This window comes from Nocardioides sp. LMS-CY (assembly GCF_018732145.1).
Lineage (GTDB): Bacteria > Actinomycetota > Actinomycetes > Propionibacteriales > Nocardioidaceae > Nocardioides > Nocardioides soli.
In genome coordinates, this window is the sequence record NZ_CP076104.1 from 4983222 (window position 1) to 4999655 (window position 16434).

The 16434-nt window shown below is 71.5% G+C and carries 15 protein-coding genes; 5 read left to right on the plus strand and 10 right to left on the minus strand.

The features are described 5' to 3' along the window. The gene (locus KM427_RS23505; protein WP_252274807.1) at positions 1 to 1491 is read left to right on the plus strand and encodes a DHA2 family efflux MFS transporter permease subunit; all 1491 of its coding nucleotides are present in this window, start codon (positions 1 to 3) and stop codon (positions 1489 to 1491) included. Between the two features lie 87 nt (positions 1492 to 1578). On the opposite strand, the gene fbaA is transcribed toward KM427_RS23505, so the two are convergent. Further along, positions 1579 to 2610: a class II fructose-bisphosphate aldolase gene (gene fbaA, locus KM427_RS23510; protein ID WP_215525513.1), complete on the minus strand. Its 1032-nt coding sequence runs from the start codon at positions 2608 to 2610 to the stop codon at positions 1579 to 1581. Positions 2611 to 2718: 108 nt separating this feature from the next. On the opposite strand from fbaA, the gene KM427_RS23515 reads away from it, so the two are divergent. Further along, on the plus strand, positions 2719 to 3225 hold the full coding sequence (locus KM427_RS23515) for an SLOG cluster 4 domain-containing protein (protein WP_215525514.1): 507 nt from the start codon (positions 2719 to 2721) through the stop codon (positions 3223 to 3225). A 109-nt stretch (positions 3226 to 3334) separates the two neighbouring features. Here KM427_RS23515 and KM427_RS23520 read toward each other — a convergent pair whose 3' ends face one another. After that, positions 3335 to 4033, minus strand: coding sequence for a TrmH family RNA methyltransferase (locus KM427_RS23520; protein ID WP_502887144.1), 699 nt, complete (start codon positions 4031 to 4033; stop codon positions 3335 to 3337). Between the two features lie 57 nt (positions 4034 to 4090). On the opposite strand from KM427_RS23520, the gene KM427_RS23525 reads away from it, so the two are divergent. Beyond that, positions 4091 to 4852: a DedA family protein gene (locus KM427_RS23525; RefSeq protein WP_252274809.1), complete on the plus strand. Its 762-nt coding sequence runs from the start codon at positions 4091 to 4093 to the stop codon at positions 4850 to 4852. Here the strand turns inward: KM427_RS23525 and KM427_RS23530 are convergent. Together KM427_RS23530 and pyrE are read right to left on the minus strand one after the other, a co-directional pair. Beyond that, positions 4803 to 5474, minus strand: a complete 672-nt coding sequence (locus KM427_RS23530; protein WP_215525515.1) for a DedA family protein — start codon at positions 5472 to 5474, stop codon at positions 4803 to 4805. The two genes, KM427_RS23525 and KM427_RS23530, sit on opposite strands and share 50 nt — an antisense overlap. Further along, on the minus strand, positions 5471 to 6007 hold the full coding sequence (gene pyrE / locus KM427_RS23535) for an orotate phosphoribosyltransferase (RefSeq protein WP_215525516.1): 537 nt from the start codon (positions 6005 to 6007) through the stop codon (positions 5471 to 5473). The genes KM427_RS23530 and pyrE overlap by 4 nt, the downstream gene beginning before the upstream one ends. Before the next feature lie 224 nt (positions 6008 to 6231). Here pyrE and KM427_RS23540 point away from each other — a divergent pair, with 224 nt between their 5' ends. Further along, positions 6232 to 7386 (plus strand): pyridoxal phosphate-dependent aminotransferase, encoded by a 1155-nt coding sequence (locus tag KM427_RS23540; RefSeq protein ID WP_215525517.1) that lies wholly within the window; start codon positions 6232 to 6234, stop codon positions 7384 to 7386. A gap of 19 nt (positions 7387 to 7405) precedes the next feature. Here the strand turns inward: KM427_RS23540 and KM427_RS23545 are convergent, their stop codons facing one another. Then, positions 7406 to 8419 carry a hypothetical protein gene (locus KM427_RS23545; RefSeq protein WP_215525518.1) on the minus strand — a complete coding sequence of 338 codons (1014 nt, stop codon included), beginning with the start codon at positions 8417 to 8419 and terminating at the stop codon, positions 7406 to 7408. A gap of 89 nt (positions 8420 to 8508) precedes the next feature. Then, positions 8509 to 11106, minus strand: coding sequence for an ATP-dependent chaperone ClpB (gene clpB / locus KM427_RS23550; RefSeq protein ID WP_215525519.1), 2598 nt, complete (start codon positions 11104 to 11106; stop codon positions 8509 to 8511). A 233-nt stretch (positions 11107 to 11339) separates the two neighbouring features. Between clpB and KM427_RS23555 the strand changes: the two genes are divergently transcribed. Then, complete coding sequence (locus tag KM427_RS23555; protein WP_215525520.1) at positions 11340 to 12116, plus strand: Ig-like domain repeat protein; 777 nt, start codon at positions 11340 to 11342, stop codon at positions 12114 to 12116. A gap of 71 nt (positions 12117 to 12187) precedes the next feature. Here KM427_RS23555 and KM427_RS23560 read toward each other — a convergent pair whose 3' ends face one another. Genes KM427_RS23560 through dnaK form a run of 4 tightly spaced genes read right to left on the minus strand, consistent with a single transcriptional unit; the run spans position 12188 to position 16342 of the window. After that, complete coding sequence (locus tag KM427_RS23560) at positions 12188 to 12625, minus strand: heat shock protein transcriptional repressor HspR (protein WP_183595242.1); 438 nt, start codon at positions 12623 to 12625, stop codon at positions 12188 to 12190. Between the two features lie 4 nt (positions 12626 to 12629). After that, on the minus strand, positions 12630 to 13820 hold the full coding sequence (dnaJ, locus tag KM427_RS23565) for a molecular chaperone DnaJ (RefSeq protein ID WP_183595241.1): 1191 nt from the start codon (positions 13818 to 13820) through the stop codon (positions 12630 to 12632). A 42-nt stretch (positions 13821 to 13862) separates the two neighbouring features. Next, positions 13863 to 14468, minus strand: a complete 606-nt coding sequence (gene grpE / locus KM427_RS23570) for a nucleotide exchange factor GrpE (RefSeq protein WP_252274811.1) — start codon at positions 14466 to 14468, stop codon at positions 13863 to 13865. Continuing rightward, positions 14465 to 16342 carry a molecular chaperone DnaK gene (dnaK, locus tag KM427_RS23575; protein WP_215525521.1) on the minus strand — a complete coding sequence of 626 codons (1878 nt, stop codon included), beginning with the start codon at positions 16340 to 16342 and terminating at the stop codon, positions 14465 to 14467. The genes grpE and dnaK overlap by 4 nt, the downstream gene beginning before the upstream one ends. Positions 16343 to 16434 lie beyond the last annotated feature (92 nt).

Consider the following 16434-nt stretch of genomic DNA (forward strand, 5'->3'; position numbering starts at 1 on the left):
GTGACCGAGACCCCCACCGCCGCCCCGATCGAGCTCGTCGGCGGCAAGCGGCCCTGGCCGGCGCTCTACGCGCTGTGCCTCGGCTTCTTCATGATCCTCGTCGACATGACGATCGTCTCGGTGGCCACGCCGGCGATCATCACCGATCTCGGCGCCGACGTGAACTCCGTCCTGTGGGTGACCAGCGCCTACCTGCTCGCGTACGCCGTGCCCGTGCTGATCACCGGCCGACTCGGCGACCGGTTCGGCCCCCGGCGCATCTACCTGATCGGCCTGGCCGTGTTCACGGCCGCCTCCCTGGCCTGCGGGCTGACCTCGACCGTGGAGTCGCTGGTCGTGGCGCGCGTGGTCCAGGGCCTCGGCGCGGCGATGATGACACCGCAGACGATGGCGGTGATCACCCGGATCTTCCCGGCCGCGCAGCGGGGCAAGGCGATGGCGCTGTGGGGCGCCACCTCCGGGGTCTCGATGGTCGTCGGGCCGCTGCTCGGCGGCGTGCTGGTCGACGGGCTGGGCTGGGAGTGGATCTTCTTCATCAACGTCCCGGTCGGCATCGTCGGCTTCGTGCTCGCGCTGCGGCTGGTGCCGGTGCTGGAGACCCACCAGCACTCCTTCGACTGGCTCGGCGTCGCGCTGTCCGGCGTCGGCATGTTCCTGCTGGTGTTCGGCATCCAGGAGGGCCACCAGCACGCCTGGTCCGGATGGATCATCGCGATGATCGTCGGCGGACTGGTCGTGCTCGCGGCGTTCGTGCTGTGGCAGCGCCGCAACACCCGCGAGCCGCTGGTGCCGCTGGGCCTGTTCGGCGACCGCAACTTCTCGCTGTCGAACGTCGCGATCAGCGTGATGGGCTTCTCGATCACCTCGATCGGCTTCCCGTTCATGATCTACGCCCAGGCCGTGCGGGGGTACTCCCCCACCGAGGCCGCGTCGCTGCTGGTGCCGATGGCGATCATGGTGATCGTGCTGGCCCGGCCGGTCGGCAGGCTCACCGACGCGGTGCACCCGCGGGTGATCGCCGGCTTCGGCTTCACGATGATCGCGACGTCGTTCTTCTGGCTCTCGACCCAGATGACGCCCGACGCCCACCTGTGGCAGCTGGTGCTGCCGATGATCCTGATGGGCGTCGGCAACGCCACGATCTGGTCGCCCGTCTCCGCGACCGCGATGCGCAACCTGCCGATCCAGCAGGCCGGCGCGGGCGCCGGGGTCTTCAACGCCACCCGCCAGGTCGGCGGCGTGCTCGGCGCGGCCGCGATCGCGGTGCTGATGGACTCCCGACTGGCGCACTTCGGTCTCAGCGGGGCCGGCAGTCCCGAGGCGGCCGGCTCCGGGGCGATGCCGGCGCAGGTGATGGACGACTTCGCGTCCGCGATGGCCCAGTCGATGCTGCTGCCCGCCGCCGTGCTGCTGGTCGGCCTGGTCGCCGTGCTCTGCTACGAGCGGCCCCGGCACACCGGCTTCCCGGCCGCGGCGGCCTCCCCCGAGTAGGCCGGCCGAGACCGAAGACGACGCAGGGCGGCGACCGCGGTCGCCGCCCTGCGTCGGGTCACCGGGCGAGCCCGGCGCGGTCCTCGGTCACCCGATCGACTTGCCCGCCGAGCGCAGGTTCTCGCAGGCCTCGACGACCCGGGCGGCCATGCCGGCCTCGGCGGCCTTGCCCCACGAGCGGGGGTCGTAGGTCTTCTTGTTGCCGACCTCGCCGTCGACCTTGAGCACCCCGTCGTAGTTCTGGAACATGTGCGCGGCGACCGGGCGGGTGAAGGCGTACTGGGTATCGGTGTCGACGTTCATCTTCACCACGCCGTAGTCGACGGCCGCAGCGATCTCCTCGGCCGACGAGCCGGAGCCGCCGTGGAAGACCAGGTGGAAGGGCTTCGAGCCGGCCGGGAGGCCGAACTCGCCGGCGACCGCGGCCTGAGCCTCCTGCAGCACCTCGGGACGGAGCTTGACGTTGCCGGGCTTGTAGACGCCGTGCACGTTGCCGAAGGTCAGCGCGGTCATGTAGTAGCCCCGGTCGCCGTGGCCGAGCGCCCGCGCGGTGGCGATGGCGTCCTCGGGGGTCGAGTAGAGCTTGTCGTTGATGGCGTTCTCGACGCCGTCCTCCTCGCCACCGACGACGCCGACCTCGATCTCGAGGATCACCTTGGCCTTGAGGCAGCGGTCGAGCAGCTCCTCGGCGATGATGAGGTTCTCGTCGAGCGGCACCGCCGAGCCGTCCCACATGTGCGACTGGAACAGCGGCGCCTCGCCGCGCGCGACCCGCTCCTCGCTGATCGCGAGCAGCGGCCGGACGAAGCCGTCGAGCTTGTCCTTCGGGCAGTGGTCGGTGTGCAGGGCGATGTTGACCGGATAGCTCTTGGCGACCTCCGCGGCGTACGCCGCGAACGCGACCGAGCCGGCGACCATGTCTTTCACCGACGGGCCGGAGAGGTACTCCGCGCCGCCGGTCGAGACCTGGATGATGCCGTCGGACCCGGCGTCGGCGAAGCCCTTCAGGGCCGCGTTGAGGGTCTGCGAGGAGGACACGTTGATCGCCGGGAACGCGAACGCTCCTCCCTTCGCGGCGTCCAGCATCTCGGCGTACTTCTCGGGGGTGACGATGGGCATCTGACTGCGCTCCTCGGACGGACGTCGGATCTCTGCCACCGACCCTAGTGGCTACCCCTCGATCGCCCGGCAGGCCGTCTCGGGCGGGCGGGGTCGTAGCGTGGCGCCATGGTCCTCAACGGCCGGTACGTCGCCGTGGTCGGCCCGGCCGACGGCGCCCGGGCCGCCGACCTCCGGCACGCCGAGGTCGCGGGCCGCCTGCTGGGCGAGGGCGGGGCCGTGCTCCTCACCGGAGGTCACCACGGCGTGATGCAGGCCGCCGCGCGCGGCGCCCGGGACGTCGGTGGGGTCGCGATCGGACTGATGCCCGGCACCGACCGCGCTGCCGGGAGTCCGGAGCACACCTACCTGCTGCCGACCGGGCTGGGCGAGCTGCGCAACGGGCTCCTCGTCCGCGCCGCGGACGCCGTGCTGGCGATCGGGTGCAGCTGGGGCACGCTGAGCGAGATCGCCCTCGCCCGGCGCACCGGCGTCCCGCTCGTGCTCGTCGATCCCTGGGAGCTGCCCGCCGACGTGGGCACCGTGGTCGCCGACGGGGCTGCCGCGATCGCGGCGATCCGCGATCTTCTCGACCATCGGGCGCCCGACGCATCGGGGGCGGCCGGCAATCGGTGATCGCGCCGCGTGTCCACGAAGGAGTGGATCTACGCGTTCACGCCGGTCGACCGCACCTCCTTCGTGGTGGTGTGTGCGGCCAAGACCCGCCGCTGACCGGGGCTGGGACTCAACCCCGCCAGGCGTCCTCGCCGGACAGGTCGGCGTGCTGCCGCACCCAGGAGTGCATGGCGATCGCGCCGGCGGCGGAGGCGTTGATCGACCTGGTGGAGCCGAACTGCGCGATCGAGAACGTCGCGTCGCAGGCCTCCCGGGCCGCATCGGACAGGCCGGGCCCCTCCTGACCGAACAGGAAGCAGACCCGGCGCGGCAGCGAGGTCGTCTCCAGGTGCAGCGAGCCGGGCAGGTTGTCCACGCCGTACAACGCGACCGGGCCGTCGGGGTGCTCGCGCAGGTACGCCGCGAGCTCGGCGGCGGTCGCGTGGTGCCGCACGTGCTGGTAGCGGTCGGTCACCATCGCGCCGCGGCGGTTCCACCGGCGGTTGCCGACGATGTGCACCTCGGCGGCGAGGAAGGCGTTGGCGGTGCGGACGATCGTGCCGATGTTGAAGTCGTGCTGCCAGTTCTCGATCGCGACGTGGAAGTCGTGCCGGCGGGTGTCGAGGTCGGCCACGATCGCCTCGACCGTCCAGTACCGATAGCGGTCGACGACGTTGCGCCGGTCGCCCTCGGCGAGCAGCCGCGCGTCGTACCGCTCCCCCTCCGGCCACGGCCCGACCCACGGCCCGACGCCGACCTCGGCGGGGCCGTGCGGCATCGGGTCGTACGGCGCACGTTCGTCATCCTGCGCATCGCTCTGCACCGCCATGGGTGAAAACGCTAGGCGATGACGGAGCGGTCAGGACCCGACAGGTACGGTTATCGCGTGATCGACGTCCTGCTCGCGCAGCCGATGCTGCTCGGGATGGACTGGATGGACCCCAACTGGCTCCTCGACCGCTTCGGGGGCGCTTTCTACTGGGTCAGCCTGGCGATCATCTTCGTCGAGTGCGGGCTGTTCTTCCCGTTCCTGCCCGGCGACACCCTGCTCTTCGCCCTGGGCCTCTTCCTGAACTCCGGCCGCATCGACATGTTCGGCACGCCGCCGATCGTCGAGTTGCTGATCGCGTTCGTGCTGCTCACGATCGCGGCCTTCCTCGGCAACGTCGTGGGCTACGAGATCGGGCGCGCGATCGGGCCGCCGCTCTACGAGCGCGACGGCCGGCTGCTGAAGAAGAAGTACTTCGACCAGACCCACGCGTTCTTCGAGAAGCACGGCAACAAGGCGCTGGTGATCGGCCGGTTCGTGCCGTTCGTGCGCACGTTCATCACCGTCGTCGCCGGGGTGACCCGGATGGATCGGCGCCGGTTCTTCGTGTGGAGCTTCATCGGTGCCGTGCTGTGGGTGGGCAGCATCCTGCTGCTCGGCTTCACCCTCGGCCAGGCCTTCCCGAGTCTCGGCGAGAACATCGACAAGGCGATCCTGGTGATCCTGGCCTTCACCGTCGTGCCGATCGCCTACGAGTGGTGGCGGCACCGCCGTACGTCGGGCAAGCGCGCCGAGGACAACGACGGCGACGGCGTCCCCGACCTCGACATCATGGGCCTGCCGACGACCCACCATCCGCAGCAGAACGACGGCGCCTGATCCGCAGCACCAGCCACCACGCCCCCGCCGCGACGACCGCGGCCACGACGGCGAGCTGGAGCCAGCCGGCGACCTCCTCGATGCGGTGCCACTCCTCGCCGAGGAGGTAGCCGCCCACGATGAACGCGGTGTTCCAGAGGGTGCTGCCGGCCAGGGTGAGCAGCACGAACCGGCCGTACGGCATCCGCTGGGTGCCGGCGGGAATCGAGATGAGGCTCCGGAAGAGCGGCACCATCCGGCCGAAGAAGACCGCCTTCTGGCCGTGCTCGTCGAACCACGCCTCGGTGCGCGCGAAGTCGTGCTCGTCGACCAACGGCAGCCGGAGCCAGATCGCCAGCACCCGGTCGCGGCCGAACCGCCGGCCCGCCTCGTAGAGCAGCAGCGCGCCGACCATGGACCCGATGGTCGCCCAGGCGAGCGCGGCGATGAGGGAGAAGGTGCCCTGGTTGGCGGCGAAGCCCGCGAGCGGCAGCACGATCTCGCTCGGGATCGGGGGGAAGACCGCCTCGACGGCGAGCAGCACCCCGACGCCCGGCGCGCCGATCGCCGCCATCAGGTCGACGGCGGCCGACCCGATGACGCCGAGGTCCTCGCCGCCCTGGGCCGCCGCCGCGAGACTCACCCGCGAGCGGCGTCCAGCTGCGCCTTGGTGAGCACCGGCCGCACCTCGAGACCGATGTCCGCGAGCGGGTTCGCGCCCTCCGGGCTGCGGTCGATCGCGCAGACCACGACCTCGACGACGGCGCCGGCCGCGCGCAGCGCGGTGGCCGCGTCGCGTACGGCGCCGCCGGTGGTGATCACGTCCTCGATCAGGGTGACGCTGCGGCCCGCGACGTCGGGCCCCTCGGCCAGCTTGCAGGTGCCGTACTCCTTGGCCTTCTTGCGCACGAAGAGCGCCGGCCGACCGGTGAGACTGCTGACCATCGTCGCGATCGGGACCCCGCCGAGCTCGAGCCCGCCGAGCAGGTCGGTGCCGGCCGGCAGCAGCTCGACCATCTCCCGGGCCACGCGCAGCAGCAGGTGCGGGTCGGCCTCGAAGAGGTACTTGTCGAAGTACTCCGTCGCCTGCTGGCCCGAGCGGAGCGTGAACTCCCCGGTCAGCCGGCACCGAGCGTCCACGTCACGGGCAAGGTCGGTCGTGAGGGTCTCGTCCACGGGCCCGAGCGTATCGGCGTCCCGGCCCTCGCCTCGACGCGCCGTCGCGCCTCTCACTGGCTCGGCCGCGGGCTTGCTCAACCTGCCTCCCCACGCGACGACTGCAACCGCATCCGCGACTGGGTTTCGACGCGCCGTCGCGGCCTCGTCCCTCGGCCGCGGGCTTGCTCAACCTGCCTCCCCGCGCCGGGCACTCGTGCCTCGTGCCCGGCTAGGGTCGGCACATGCTCGCGCACCGCCTCGAGGGCATCCCACCGACGATCTTCTCCGAGATGTCGGCGCTCGCCGCCCGCACCCGGGCGGTCAACCTCGGCCAGGGCTTCCCGGACGTCGACGGGCCGCCCGAGGTGATCGCCCGCGCCGTGCAGGCACTCGAGAACGGCCACAACCAGTACGCGCCCGGGGCCGGCCTGCCGGCCCTGCGCCAGGCGATCGCCCGGCACCAGCAACGCCACTACGGGATCGAGCTCGACCCGGACCGCCAGGTCGCCGTCACCACCGGCTGCACCGAGGGCGTCGCGGCCGCGCTGCTGGGCCTGGTCAACCCCGGCGACGAGGTCGTCGTGCTCGAGCCCTACTACGACTCCTACCCCGCGATGCTCCAGATGGCCGGCGGCGTACGCCGCCCGGTCACGCTGCGCGCACCCGACTTCCGGCTCGACCCCGACGAGCTGCGGGCGGCGGTGACGCCGCGGACCCGGTTCGTGCTGCTCAACTCGCCGCACAACCCCACCGGCACGGTGCTCACCCGCGCCGAGCTGCAGGCGGTCGCCGACGTCGCCGTCGAGCACGACCTGGTGGTGATCACCGACGAGGTCTACGAGCACCTCGTGTACGACGACCACGTGCACGTCCCGCTGGCCACGCTGCCCGGCATGTTCGAGCGGACGCTGACGCTCTCCAGCGCCGGCAAGTCGTACTCGTTCACCGGCTGGAAGGTCGGCTGGGCGAGCGGCCCGGCCGAGCTGGTGGGTGCGCTGCTGGCGGCGAAGCAGTGGCTGACCTTCACCTCGGGCTCGCCGCTCCAGCCCGCCGTCGCCTACGCGCTCGACGAGGCCGCCGACTTCCCGGTCGCGCTGGCGGCCGAGCTGCGCGAGAAGCGCGACCTGCTCTGCTCCGGGCTCGCCGAGGTCGGTCTCGACGTCCGCGTGCCCGAGGGGACGTACTTCGCCACCACCGACATCGCGGACCTCGGCTGGCCCGACGGCCGGGCCTTCTGCCAGGCGCTGCCCGAGCGGGCCGGCGTGGTCGCGATCCCGGCCCAGGCCTTCTACGACTCCGACGCCGGCCGGCACCAGGTCCGCTGGGCCTTCTGCAAGGAGTCGGCGGTCATCGAGGAGGGCGTGGCCCGGCTGGTGAAGGCCGACCTGGCGCGCTAGGTCGAGCGGTCGCGCCTCGTCAGAGGGCATCCCGCCGCGCGAACCACTGGCGGGCCTCCGGCCGCACCAGCAGCGCGGCGCACAGCACGCTGGCGAGCAGCGGCAGCACCAGCAGGATCGCGCCCATCACCGTGCCGAGCAGGCAGAGCGCGGCGGCGGTCACGGCGGAGACGATCAGCACGATCCGCGCCCAGTCGACCCGGCGGAGCACCAGCACCGCCAGGACCGCCGCCGACAGGCACCAGATGACGACACCGGCGATCAGCAGGTACGTCGCGGCGATCAGCAGGTCGTCGGAGATCCCCTGCTGGGCCAGCTCCGGGCTGTCGCGGTGCACCTGGTCGAGCATCTCGTCGGGCGAGATCGCCAGCACCACGGCGCTCGCGATGAGCGCCACGACCGTGGCCGCCGTGCAGACCCAGGTCAGCACGCAGGCCAGGACCACGATCCGCGGCCGCGGAGCCGGGTCGCTCGCGGGCGGCGGCGTGGCGGAAGGGGCGACGGGCTGGGCACCGGGCGGCATGGGGGCCAGCGGAGCCGACGAGGCCGGCGGGACCGGCGAGGCCGACGGCGCCGACGCCGACGCCGTACGACGCTCGGGCGCGATGGTCCCGTCGAACCACGAGCGCGCCGGCTGGAGCCACAGGATCGTCGCCGATGCGGCGACCACCGAGGTCAGGAACCCGCCGGTCACCAGTCCGGCGAAGAACAGCGGCACGGCCAGGACGGTGACGACCAGCCGGGCGGCGCGGCTGCGCTGCAGCACCTGGTAGCCCAGGATCGCCGCGGCGGCCGCGCAGCCGCCGGTGACCATCGCGAGCGTGCGCATCAGCGTGATCACGGCGTCGGAGGACAGGCCCAGGTCGGAGCCCGGCGGCTCCGACAGGAAGCGGTCGACCGCCGCCTGCGTCTCGAGCGAGTGCAGGCCGGCGACGCGCTGGTAGACGAGCACGACGACGAGGCCCGAGCCGATCATCAGCAGCCAGCCCGCCAGGGTCACCTGGCGAGGGCGGTCGCGGGTCGGTTCGGTCACGCGGCCCATTCCATCACGCGGCCGGGCGCCGCCCGACGGGTCGTCCGCCTCTCCGGGGTGTGGACACCCTCCGGAGGCGGACGACCCGCTCAGGCAGTCGCCGTGATCGTCAGGCCCTCGTCGGACCGGTCGACGGTGACGCTGCCGCCGTCGGCGACCTGTCCGCCGATCAGCATCTTCGCCAGCGGGTCGCCGATCGCGGTCTGGATCAGGCGGCGCAACGGCCGGGCGCCGTACGCCGGGTCGTAGCCGGTGTCGGCCAGCCAGCGCTTCGCCGGGTCGGTGACCGAGATCGTGATCCGCCGGACGGCGAGCCGCTTCTCGAGCAGGGCGAGCTGCAGGTCGACGATGTGGGTGAGCTCCTCGCGGGTCAGCGCCTCGAAGATCACGACCTCGTCGAGCCGGTTGAGGAACTCCGGCTTGAACGACGCGCGCACCGTGGCCAGCACCGACTCGCGCTTCTTGGCGACGTCGAGCGTGGGGTCGACGAGGAAGTTCGAGCCGAGGTTGCTGGTCAGGATCAGCAGCGTGTTGCGGAAGTCCACGGTGCGGCCCTGGCCGTCGGTGAGCCGGCCGTCGTCGAGCACCTGGAGCAGGATGTCGAAGACCTCGGGGTGCGCCTTCTCGACCTCGTCGAGCAGCACGACCGAGTACGGCCGACGACGCACGGCCTCGGTCAGCTGGCCGCCCTCGTCGTACCCGACGTAGCCCGGAGGGGCACCGACGAGACGGGCCACCGAGTGCTTCTCGGAGTACTCGCTCATGTCGATGCGCACGATCGCGCGCTCGTCGTCGAAGAGGAAGTCGGCCAGCGACTTCGCGAGCTCGGTCTTGCCGGTGCCGGTCGGGCCGAGGAAGAGGAACGAGCCCGTGGGCCGGTTGGGGTCGGAGAGCCCGGCCCGGGAGCGGCGTACGGCGTCGCTGACGGCGGTGACCGCGGCCCGCTGACCGATCAGCCGCTCGCCGATGACCTCCTCCATGCGGAGCAGCTTGGCGGTCTCGCCCTCGAGCATCCGGCCGACCGGGATGCCGGTCCAGGCCTCGACGACCTCGGCGACCTGCTCGGCACCGACCTCCTCGCCGACGAGCGGGGCGCTGTCGGTCTCGGCCTTCTCGGCGTCCGCGGCCTCGTGGATCCGGCGCTCGAGCTCGGGGATCCGGCCGTAGAGCAGCTCGCTGGCCTTCTCGTACTCCTGGTCGCGCTGGAGCTTCTCGGCCTCGACGCGGAGCTGGTCGAGCTGGCGGCGCAGCTCGCCCTCGCCCTCGAGCGAGGACTTCTCCCGCTCCCAGCGGGCCTCGAGCCCACGCAGCTGCTCCTCCTGGTCGGCCAGGTCCTGGCGCAGCGCGGCGAGCCGCTCGCGGGAGGCGTCGTCGCTCTCCTTCTCGAGCGCGAACTGCTCCATCTTGAGCCGGTCGACCTGGCGACGCAGCTGGTCGATCTCCTCCGGGGAGGACTCGATCTCCATGCGCAGCCGGGACGCCGCCTCGTCGACGAGGTCGATCGCCTTGTCGGGCAGCTGGCGCCCGGTGATGTAGCGGTCGGAGAGGGTCGCCGCCGCGACCAGGGCGGCGTCGGTGATCCGGACGCCGTGGTGCGCCTCGTACTTCTCCTGGATGCCGCGCAGGATCTGGATGGTGTCCTCGACGCTGGGCTCGCCGACGAAGACCTGCTGGAAGCGGCGCTCCAGCGCGGGGTCCTTCTCGATCCGCTCGCGGTACTCGTCGAGCGTGGTCGCACCGATCATGTGCAGCTCGCCGCGGGCCAGCATCGGCTTGAGCATGTTGCCGGCGTCCATCGCGGAGTCGCCGCCGGCGCCCGCGCCGACGACCGTGTGCAGCTCGTCGATGAACGTGATGACCTGTCCCTCGGCCGACTTGATCTCGTCGAGCACGGCCTTGAGCCGCTCCTCGAACTCCCCGCGGTACTTCGCGCCCGCGACCATCGCAGCCAGGTCGAGGCTCAGCACCCGGCGGCCCTTGAGCGAGTCGGGCACGTCGCCGGCGACCACGCGCTGGGCGAGCCCCTCGACGACGGCGGTCTTGCCGACGCCGGGCTCGCCGATCAGGACCGGGTTGTTCTTGGTGCGCCGGCTCAGCACCTGGACGACCCGGCGGATCTCGGCGTCGCGGCCGATGACCGGGTCGAGGCGGCCCTCCTCGGCGGCGGCGGTGAGGTCGACGGAGTACTTCTCGAGCGCTTCGTACGTCGACTCGGCGTCCTCGCTGGTCACCCGGCGGTTGCCGCGGACGGCGGTCAGGCCCTCCCGCAGCCCGTCGGCGGTCAGGCCGGCGTCGGTCAGCACCCGCTGCGCGGGGCTCTCGACGGTGGCGATCGCGATCAGCAGGTGCTCGGTCGCGACGTACTCGTCGTTGAGACTGCCCGCGAGGTCGAGCGCGCTCGCCAGCACCCGCGTGAGCGCCGGCGAGCCCTTGGGCGTCTGCACGCTCGCACCGCTGGCGGTCGGCAGGCCGTCGCGGACGGCGACCGCCGCGCGCACCAGGGCGGCGGGGTCGGCACCGGCCTTGCCGACCAGCGACGCGGGGGTGCCGCCCTCCTGGAGCAGCAGCGCCACCAGCAGGTGGACGGGCTCGACGGTGGAGTTGCCCGCGGTGGTCGCCGCGACCTGGGCGGCCTCGATCGCCTCGCGGCTGCGGGTGGTGAACTTCTCGGCGCCGAACTGGCTCATGGGCGTGATTCTCCTGCTGATCTCGTGCCTCGGCCACCGTTTCGTGGCCATTCACTGAAGCAACGTCAACAAACTTGAGTCCATTCCACTCAAGTTCAACCCAACGGACAATTCTTGTCCGAAGTGGTCTAGACCACCCGTTTTGACTAGTCCGCCCCGGGGCAAGCACCGGGGGTCTCGGGGGAGGACAGCCCTCGGGGCGTCCGATCACCCGAGCGTAGAGAGCCTCCAGCATGAACCTCATCAGTCGCACCGCCACCGCGGTCGTCGCGGCGCTGGCCCTGAGCCTGCCGACCGCCGCCCTCACCTCCGCCCAGGCAGCGCCGTCGAGCGCCGGCCAGGCCGGCGCCACCCAGGCGGCCCAGCACGGCCAGGCCGTGGCCAAGAAGGCGAAGAAGAAGGTCAAGGTCAAGCTCAAGCGCTCGGCCAAGTACTCCCACGTCGGCCAGAAGGGCGTGAAGGTCACCGCGGTCGTCAGCAAGGGCAAGAAGAAGGCCAAGGGCAAGGTCTCCTTCACGGTCAACGGCACCGCCGCCGCGACCAAGAAGCTGAAGAAGGGCAAGGCGTCCTACCAGCTGTCGAGCACGAACGCCCCCGGCACCTACAGCGTGACCGCGAAGTACAAGGGCAAGAAGAAGTCGACCACGGTCAAGGTCTACAACTCGGCCATCTCGGTGTCGGCGACCGAGTTCACCATCTCGAAGGCCACCAACAGCTGGGACCTGCCCGCGCTGACCGGCACCGTGCAGTACAAGGACAAGCCGGCGACCACCGGCTGGGTCGACATCTACAAGGACGGCAACAAGAAGGGCGGCAGCTCCTCGCCCGACTACTGCTGCATGGACGGCGTCGCCGCCGACGGCACGTTCGAGTTCGGCGGGTACAGCTTCCTGGGCAAGGTCCAGGAGCTCCCCGTGGGCGACTACACCTACCAGGCGTTCTACACCGAGACCGCATCGTTCGCCGAGTACATCTACTCGACCCCGATCGTCGTGCACGTCGTGCCGTGATCGCAGCCTGATCCGCACACCAGCGAGGTCCCGCCGGACAGCGTCCGGCGGGACCTCGTCGCGTCTAAGCCTCAGCGCCCGCGGCGCCAGACCACCACCGACTGGCCCGGCTCCGGCTGGCGCAGCGCGGGCAGCCGACTCGGCGACGAGTCGGAGGTCCGGGCCACGGCGGCCTGCCGCAGCGCGTCGCGGGCCGCGGCCAGCTCCGCCTGGAGCTCCTCGTTGCGCTGCACAAGCGCGGCGACCCGGTGCTCGAGCTCGAGGATCCGGCGTACCCCCTCGATCCCGATCCCGGACGAGGTCAGGTCGCTGATCTCGCGCAGCAGCTCGATGTCGCGGTGGGTGTAGCGACGACCGCCGCCGCCGGTGCGCGCCGGGACGATCAGACCCATCCGCTCGTAGGTGCGCAGGGTCTGCGGGTGCAGTCCGCTCAGCTCGGCCGCCACGCTGATCACGAAGACGGCGGCGTCGGGGCCGGGCGGCTGGAACGGCGGTCGCTTGCCGGCCACGACGTCACGCCTCCTCGAACAGCTTGGTCCGCAGCGGGCGCCCGGCGGTCGCGGACCGGTACGCCTCGACCGCCTCGCGGGCCGGTCCGTCGACGCTCGCGGGCACCTGGACCTCGACGGTCGCGAGCAGGTCGCCCTTGCTGCCGTCGGACTTCGGCGCCCCCCGGCCCCGGACCCGGAAGGTCCGCCCGTTCGGCGTACCGGCCGGCACCTTGAGGGTCACCGGCGTGCCGCCCAGCGTGGGGATCCTGATCTCCGCGCCGAGCGCGAGCTCGTCGAAGGAGACCGGCACGTCGATGGTGAGGTTGTCGTCCTTGCGGCCGAAGAGCCGGTGTGGGGACACCTTCACGGTGACGTAGAGGTCGCCCGCCGCGCCGCCGTTCTCGCCCGGTGCGCCCTTGCCCCGCAGCCGGATCCGCTGGCCGTCCTTGACGCCCGCGGGGATCCGCGCCTGGATGGTGCGCGCCGAGAGGCCGCGACCGCTGCCGTGGCAGGTCGGGCACGCCTCGTCGTAGATGAGCTGACGCCCGCCGCACCTCGGGCAGGTCTCGTTGATCGAGAAGGCGCCGCCCGCGGACGCCACGACGAACCCGGCGCCCTCGCACTCGGGACACACCCGCGGCTTGGTGCCGGGCTTGCCGCCCGTGCCCTTGCAGTCCGGGCAGGCGGAGTCGGCGGTCAGCCGCAGCGACACGGTGACGCCGTCGATGGCGTCGGTGAAGCTGATCGTGGCCGAGGTCTCGACGTCCGCGCCCTTCTGGGCCCGCGAGGCCCGGCGGGCGCGGCCGCCCTGGCGGCCCGCGCCGCCGCCGAACAGGTCGCCGAACATGTCGCCGAAGCCGCCACCGGACCCGCCGGCCCGGTCGCGGAGCAGGTCGTTGAGGTCGAAGCCGCCCTCGCCGCCCGGGAACCCGCCGCCACTGAAGCCGCCGCGGAAGCCGCCGGCGTAGGCCGACCGCATCTCGTCGTACTTCTTGCGCTTCTCGGGGTCGCCGACCACGTCGTAGGCCTCGGCGACCGCCTTGAACTTGTCGTGCTTGGCGGTGTCGCCGGGGTTGGAGTCGGGGTGGTTGGCGCGCGCGAGCTTGCGGTAGGCCTTCTTGATCTGGTCGGCCGTGGCGTCCTTGGCGACGCCGAGCTCCTGGTAGAAGTCCTTCTGCGCCCAGTCGGCCCGGAAGCCGTCAGCGTTGCTCATCGCGCACCTCCCTTCCCTCGTTCCATCCGGTGCTCGGCGCCGTCACGCAGTCGGGCCGCTCGGCGGGTCGACCACCAGCACCTGGGCGGCGCGGACCACCCGGTCGCCGATGCGGTAGCCCGCCTTGGCGACCACCTTGCAGGTGGTGACCTCGACCTCGGGATCCTCCCCGATGTGGCTGAGCGCATCGTGGAACGTCGGGTCGAAGGCGTCGCCCGGCGCGCCGAACTTGGTCAGCCCGACCCCGGAGACCACCCGCTCGAGCTGGTCGGCGACGGCCTTGAAGCCCGGGTCCAGCTCGCCGTGCTCGCGGGCCCGGTCGACGGCGTCGAGCACCTCGACGATCGGCGCGAGTGCGGCGTACGTCGCGTTCTCCTTGACCAGCTCGCGGTCCCGCTCGACGCGGCGCTTGTAGTTGACGAACTCGGCCTGCAGCCGCTGGAGGTCGTTGGTCAGCTCGGCGACCGTGGCCTCGAGGCCGGCGTCCGCCGGCGGTGCCCCTTCCACGCCCTCCTGGTCGGACTCGGTGGGTCGGCCACCGCCGCTCGGGGCGGCACCGGCCGGGCCGCCGGCCGGCGGTGCCTGGTCCACCGTCTCCTCGACGGGTTCGGTGGACTGCTCACCGCCGACCGAACGCTCCTCGGTCACTTGGTCTCGCCCTCCGGGTCCTCGTCGACGATCTCGGCGTCGACGACGTCGTCGTCGGACTCGCCGGTCGAGCCGCCAGCGCCCGCAGTGCCACCGGCGGCGGCCTGGTCGGCCTCGGCCGCGGCGTACATCGCGGCGCCCATCTTCTGGCTGGACTCACCGAGCTTGGTGATGCCCGCCTGGAGCTCCTCCGCGGTGGCGTCGGCGTTCTCGAGGACGGCCTTGAGCGCGTCGACGTCGGCCTGGACCTCGGTCTTCACGTCGTCGGGCAGCTTCTCGGCGTTGTCGGCGAGGAACTTCTCGGTCGTGTAGACGAGCTGGTCGGCCTGGTTGCGGGTCTCGACCGCGGCGCGCCGCTTGGCGTCCTCCTCGGCGTACTGCTCCGCCTCCTTGATCATCCGGTCGATGTCGTCCTTCGACAGCGCGGAGCCGCCGGAGATCGTCATCGACTGCTCCCGCCCGGACGCCTGGTCCTTCGCGGTCACGTGCACGATGCCGTTGGCGTCGATGTCGAAGGTGACCTCGATCTTCGGCACGCCGCGCGGGGCCGGCGGCAGACCGGTCAGCTCGAAGTTGCCGAGCGGCTGGTTCTGCGACCACATCTGGCGCTCGCCCTGGGCGACCTTGATCTCGACCGACGGCTGGTTGTCGTCGGCGGTCGTGAAGATCTCGGACCGCTTGGTCGGGATGGTGGTGTTGCGCTCGATGAGGTTGGTCATCACGCCGCCCTTGGTCTCGATGCCGAGGCTCAGCGGGGTGACGTCGAGGAGCAGCACGTCCTTGACCTCGCCCTTGAGCACGCCGGCCTGGAGCGCGGCGCCGACGGCGACGACCTCGTCGGGGTTGACGCCCTTGTTGGGCTCCTTGCCGCCGAGCAGCTCCTTGACGACCTCGGTCACCGCGGGCATCCGGGTCGAGCCGCCGACGAGCACGACGTGGTCGATCGCGGAGACCGCGACGCCGCCGTCCTTGAGCACCGACTGGAACGGCGCCTTGGTGCGGTCGAGCAGGTCGGCCGTCAGCTTCTGGAACTCGCTGCGGGAGAGCTTCTCCTCGAAGTGCAGCGGGCCGGACTCGCCGTGGGTGATGTACGGCAGGTGGATCGTGGTCTCGGCGGACGAGGACAGCTCGATCTTCGCCTTCTCCGCGGCCTCCTGCAGGCGCTGCTTCGCGATCTTGTCGGCGCCGAGGTCGACACCGTTGTTGTCCTTGAACTTCTTGACCATCCAGTCGACGACGCGGGCGTCCCAGTCGTCACCACCGAGGTGGTTGTCGCCGGACGTCGCCTTGACCTCGATCGTCGCGAAGCCGTCGTCGTCCTTGCCCACCTCGAGCAGGGACACGTCGAAGGTGCCGCCGCCCAGGTCGAAGACGAGGATGGTCTGGTCGCCCTCGCCCTTGTCGAGGCCGTAGGCCAGCGCCGCCGCGGTCGGCTCGTTCACGATGCGCGAGACGTTGAGGCCCGCGATCTCGCCGGCCTCCTTGGTGGCCTGGCGCTGCGCGTCGGAGAAGTACGCCGGGACCGTGATCACCGCGTCGGTGACGGTCTCGCCGAGGTAGGCCTCCGCGTCGCGCTTGAGCTTCTGCAGGACGAACGCGCTGATCTGCTGCGGGGTGAAGGACTTGTCGTCGATCTTGACGTTCCAGTCGGTGCCCATGTGCCGCTTGACGGACCGGATGGTCCGGTCGACGTTGGTCACGGCCTGGCGCTTGGCGACCTCGCCGACCAGCACCTCGCCGGACTTGGCGAAGGCCACCACCGACGGGGTCGTCCGGGCGCCTTCCGCGTTCGCGATGACGGTGGGTTCGCCACCCTCCAGGACGGCGACGACGCTGTTCGTCGTGCCGAGGTCGATGCCGACCGCACGTGCCATTTCTTTCCTACCTCCGGTGTTGGGTCCTGCTACGCGGCCATCGTCCGCCGCCGCAGCGAGTTTGACAAATAAGTTGAGTCTGATCAACTCAA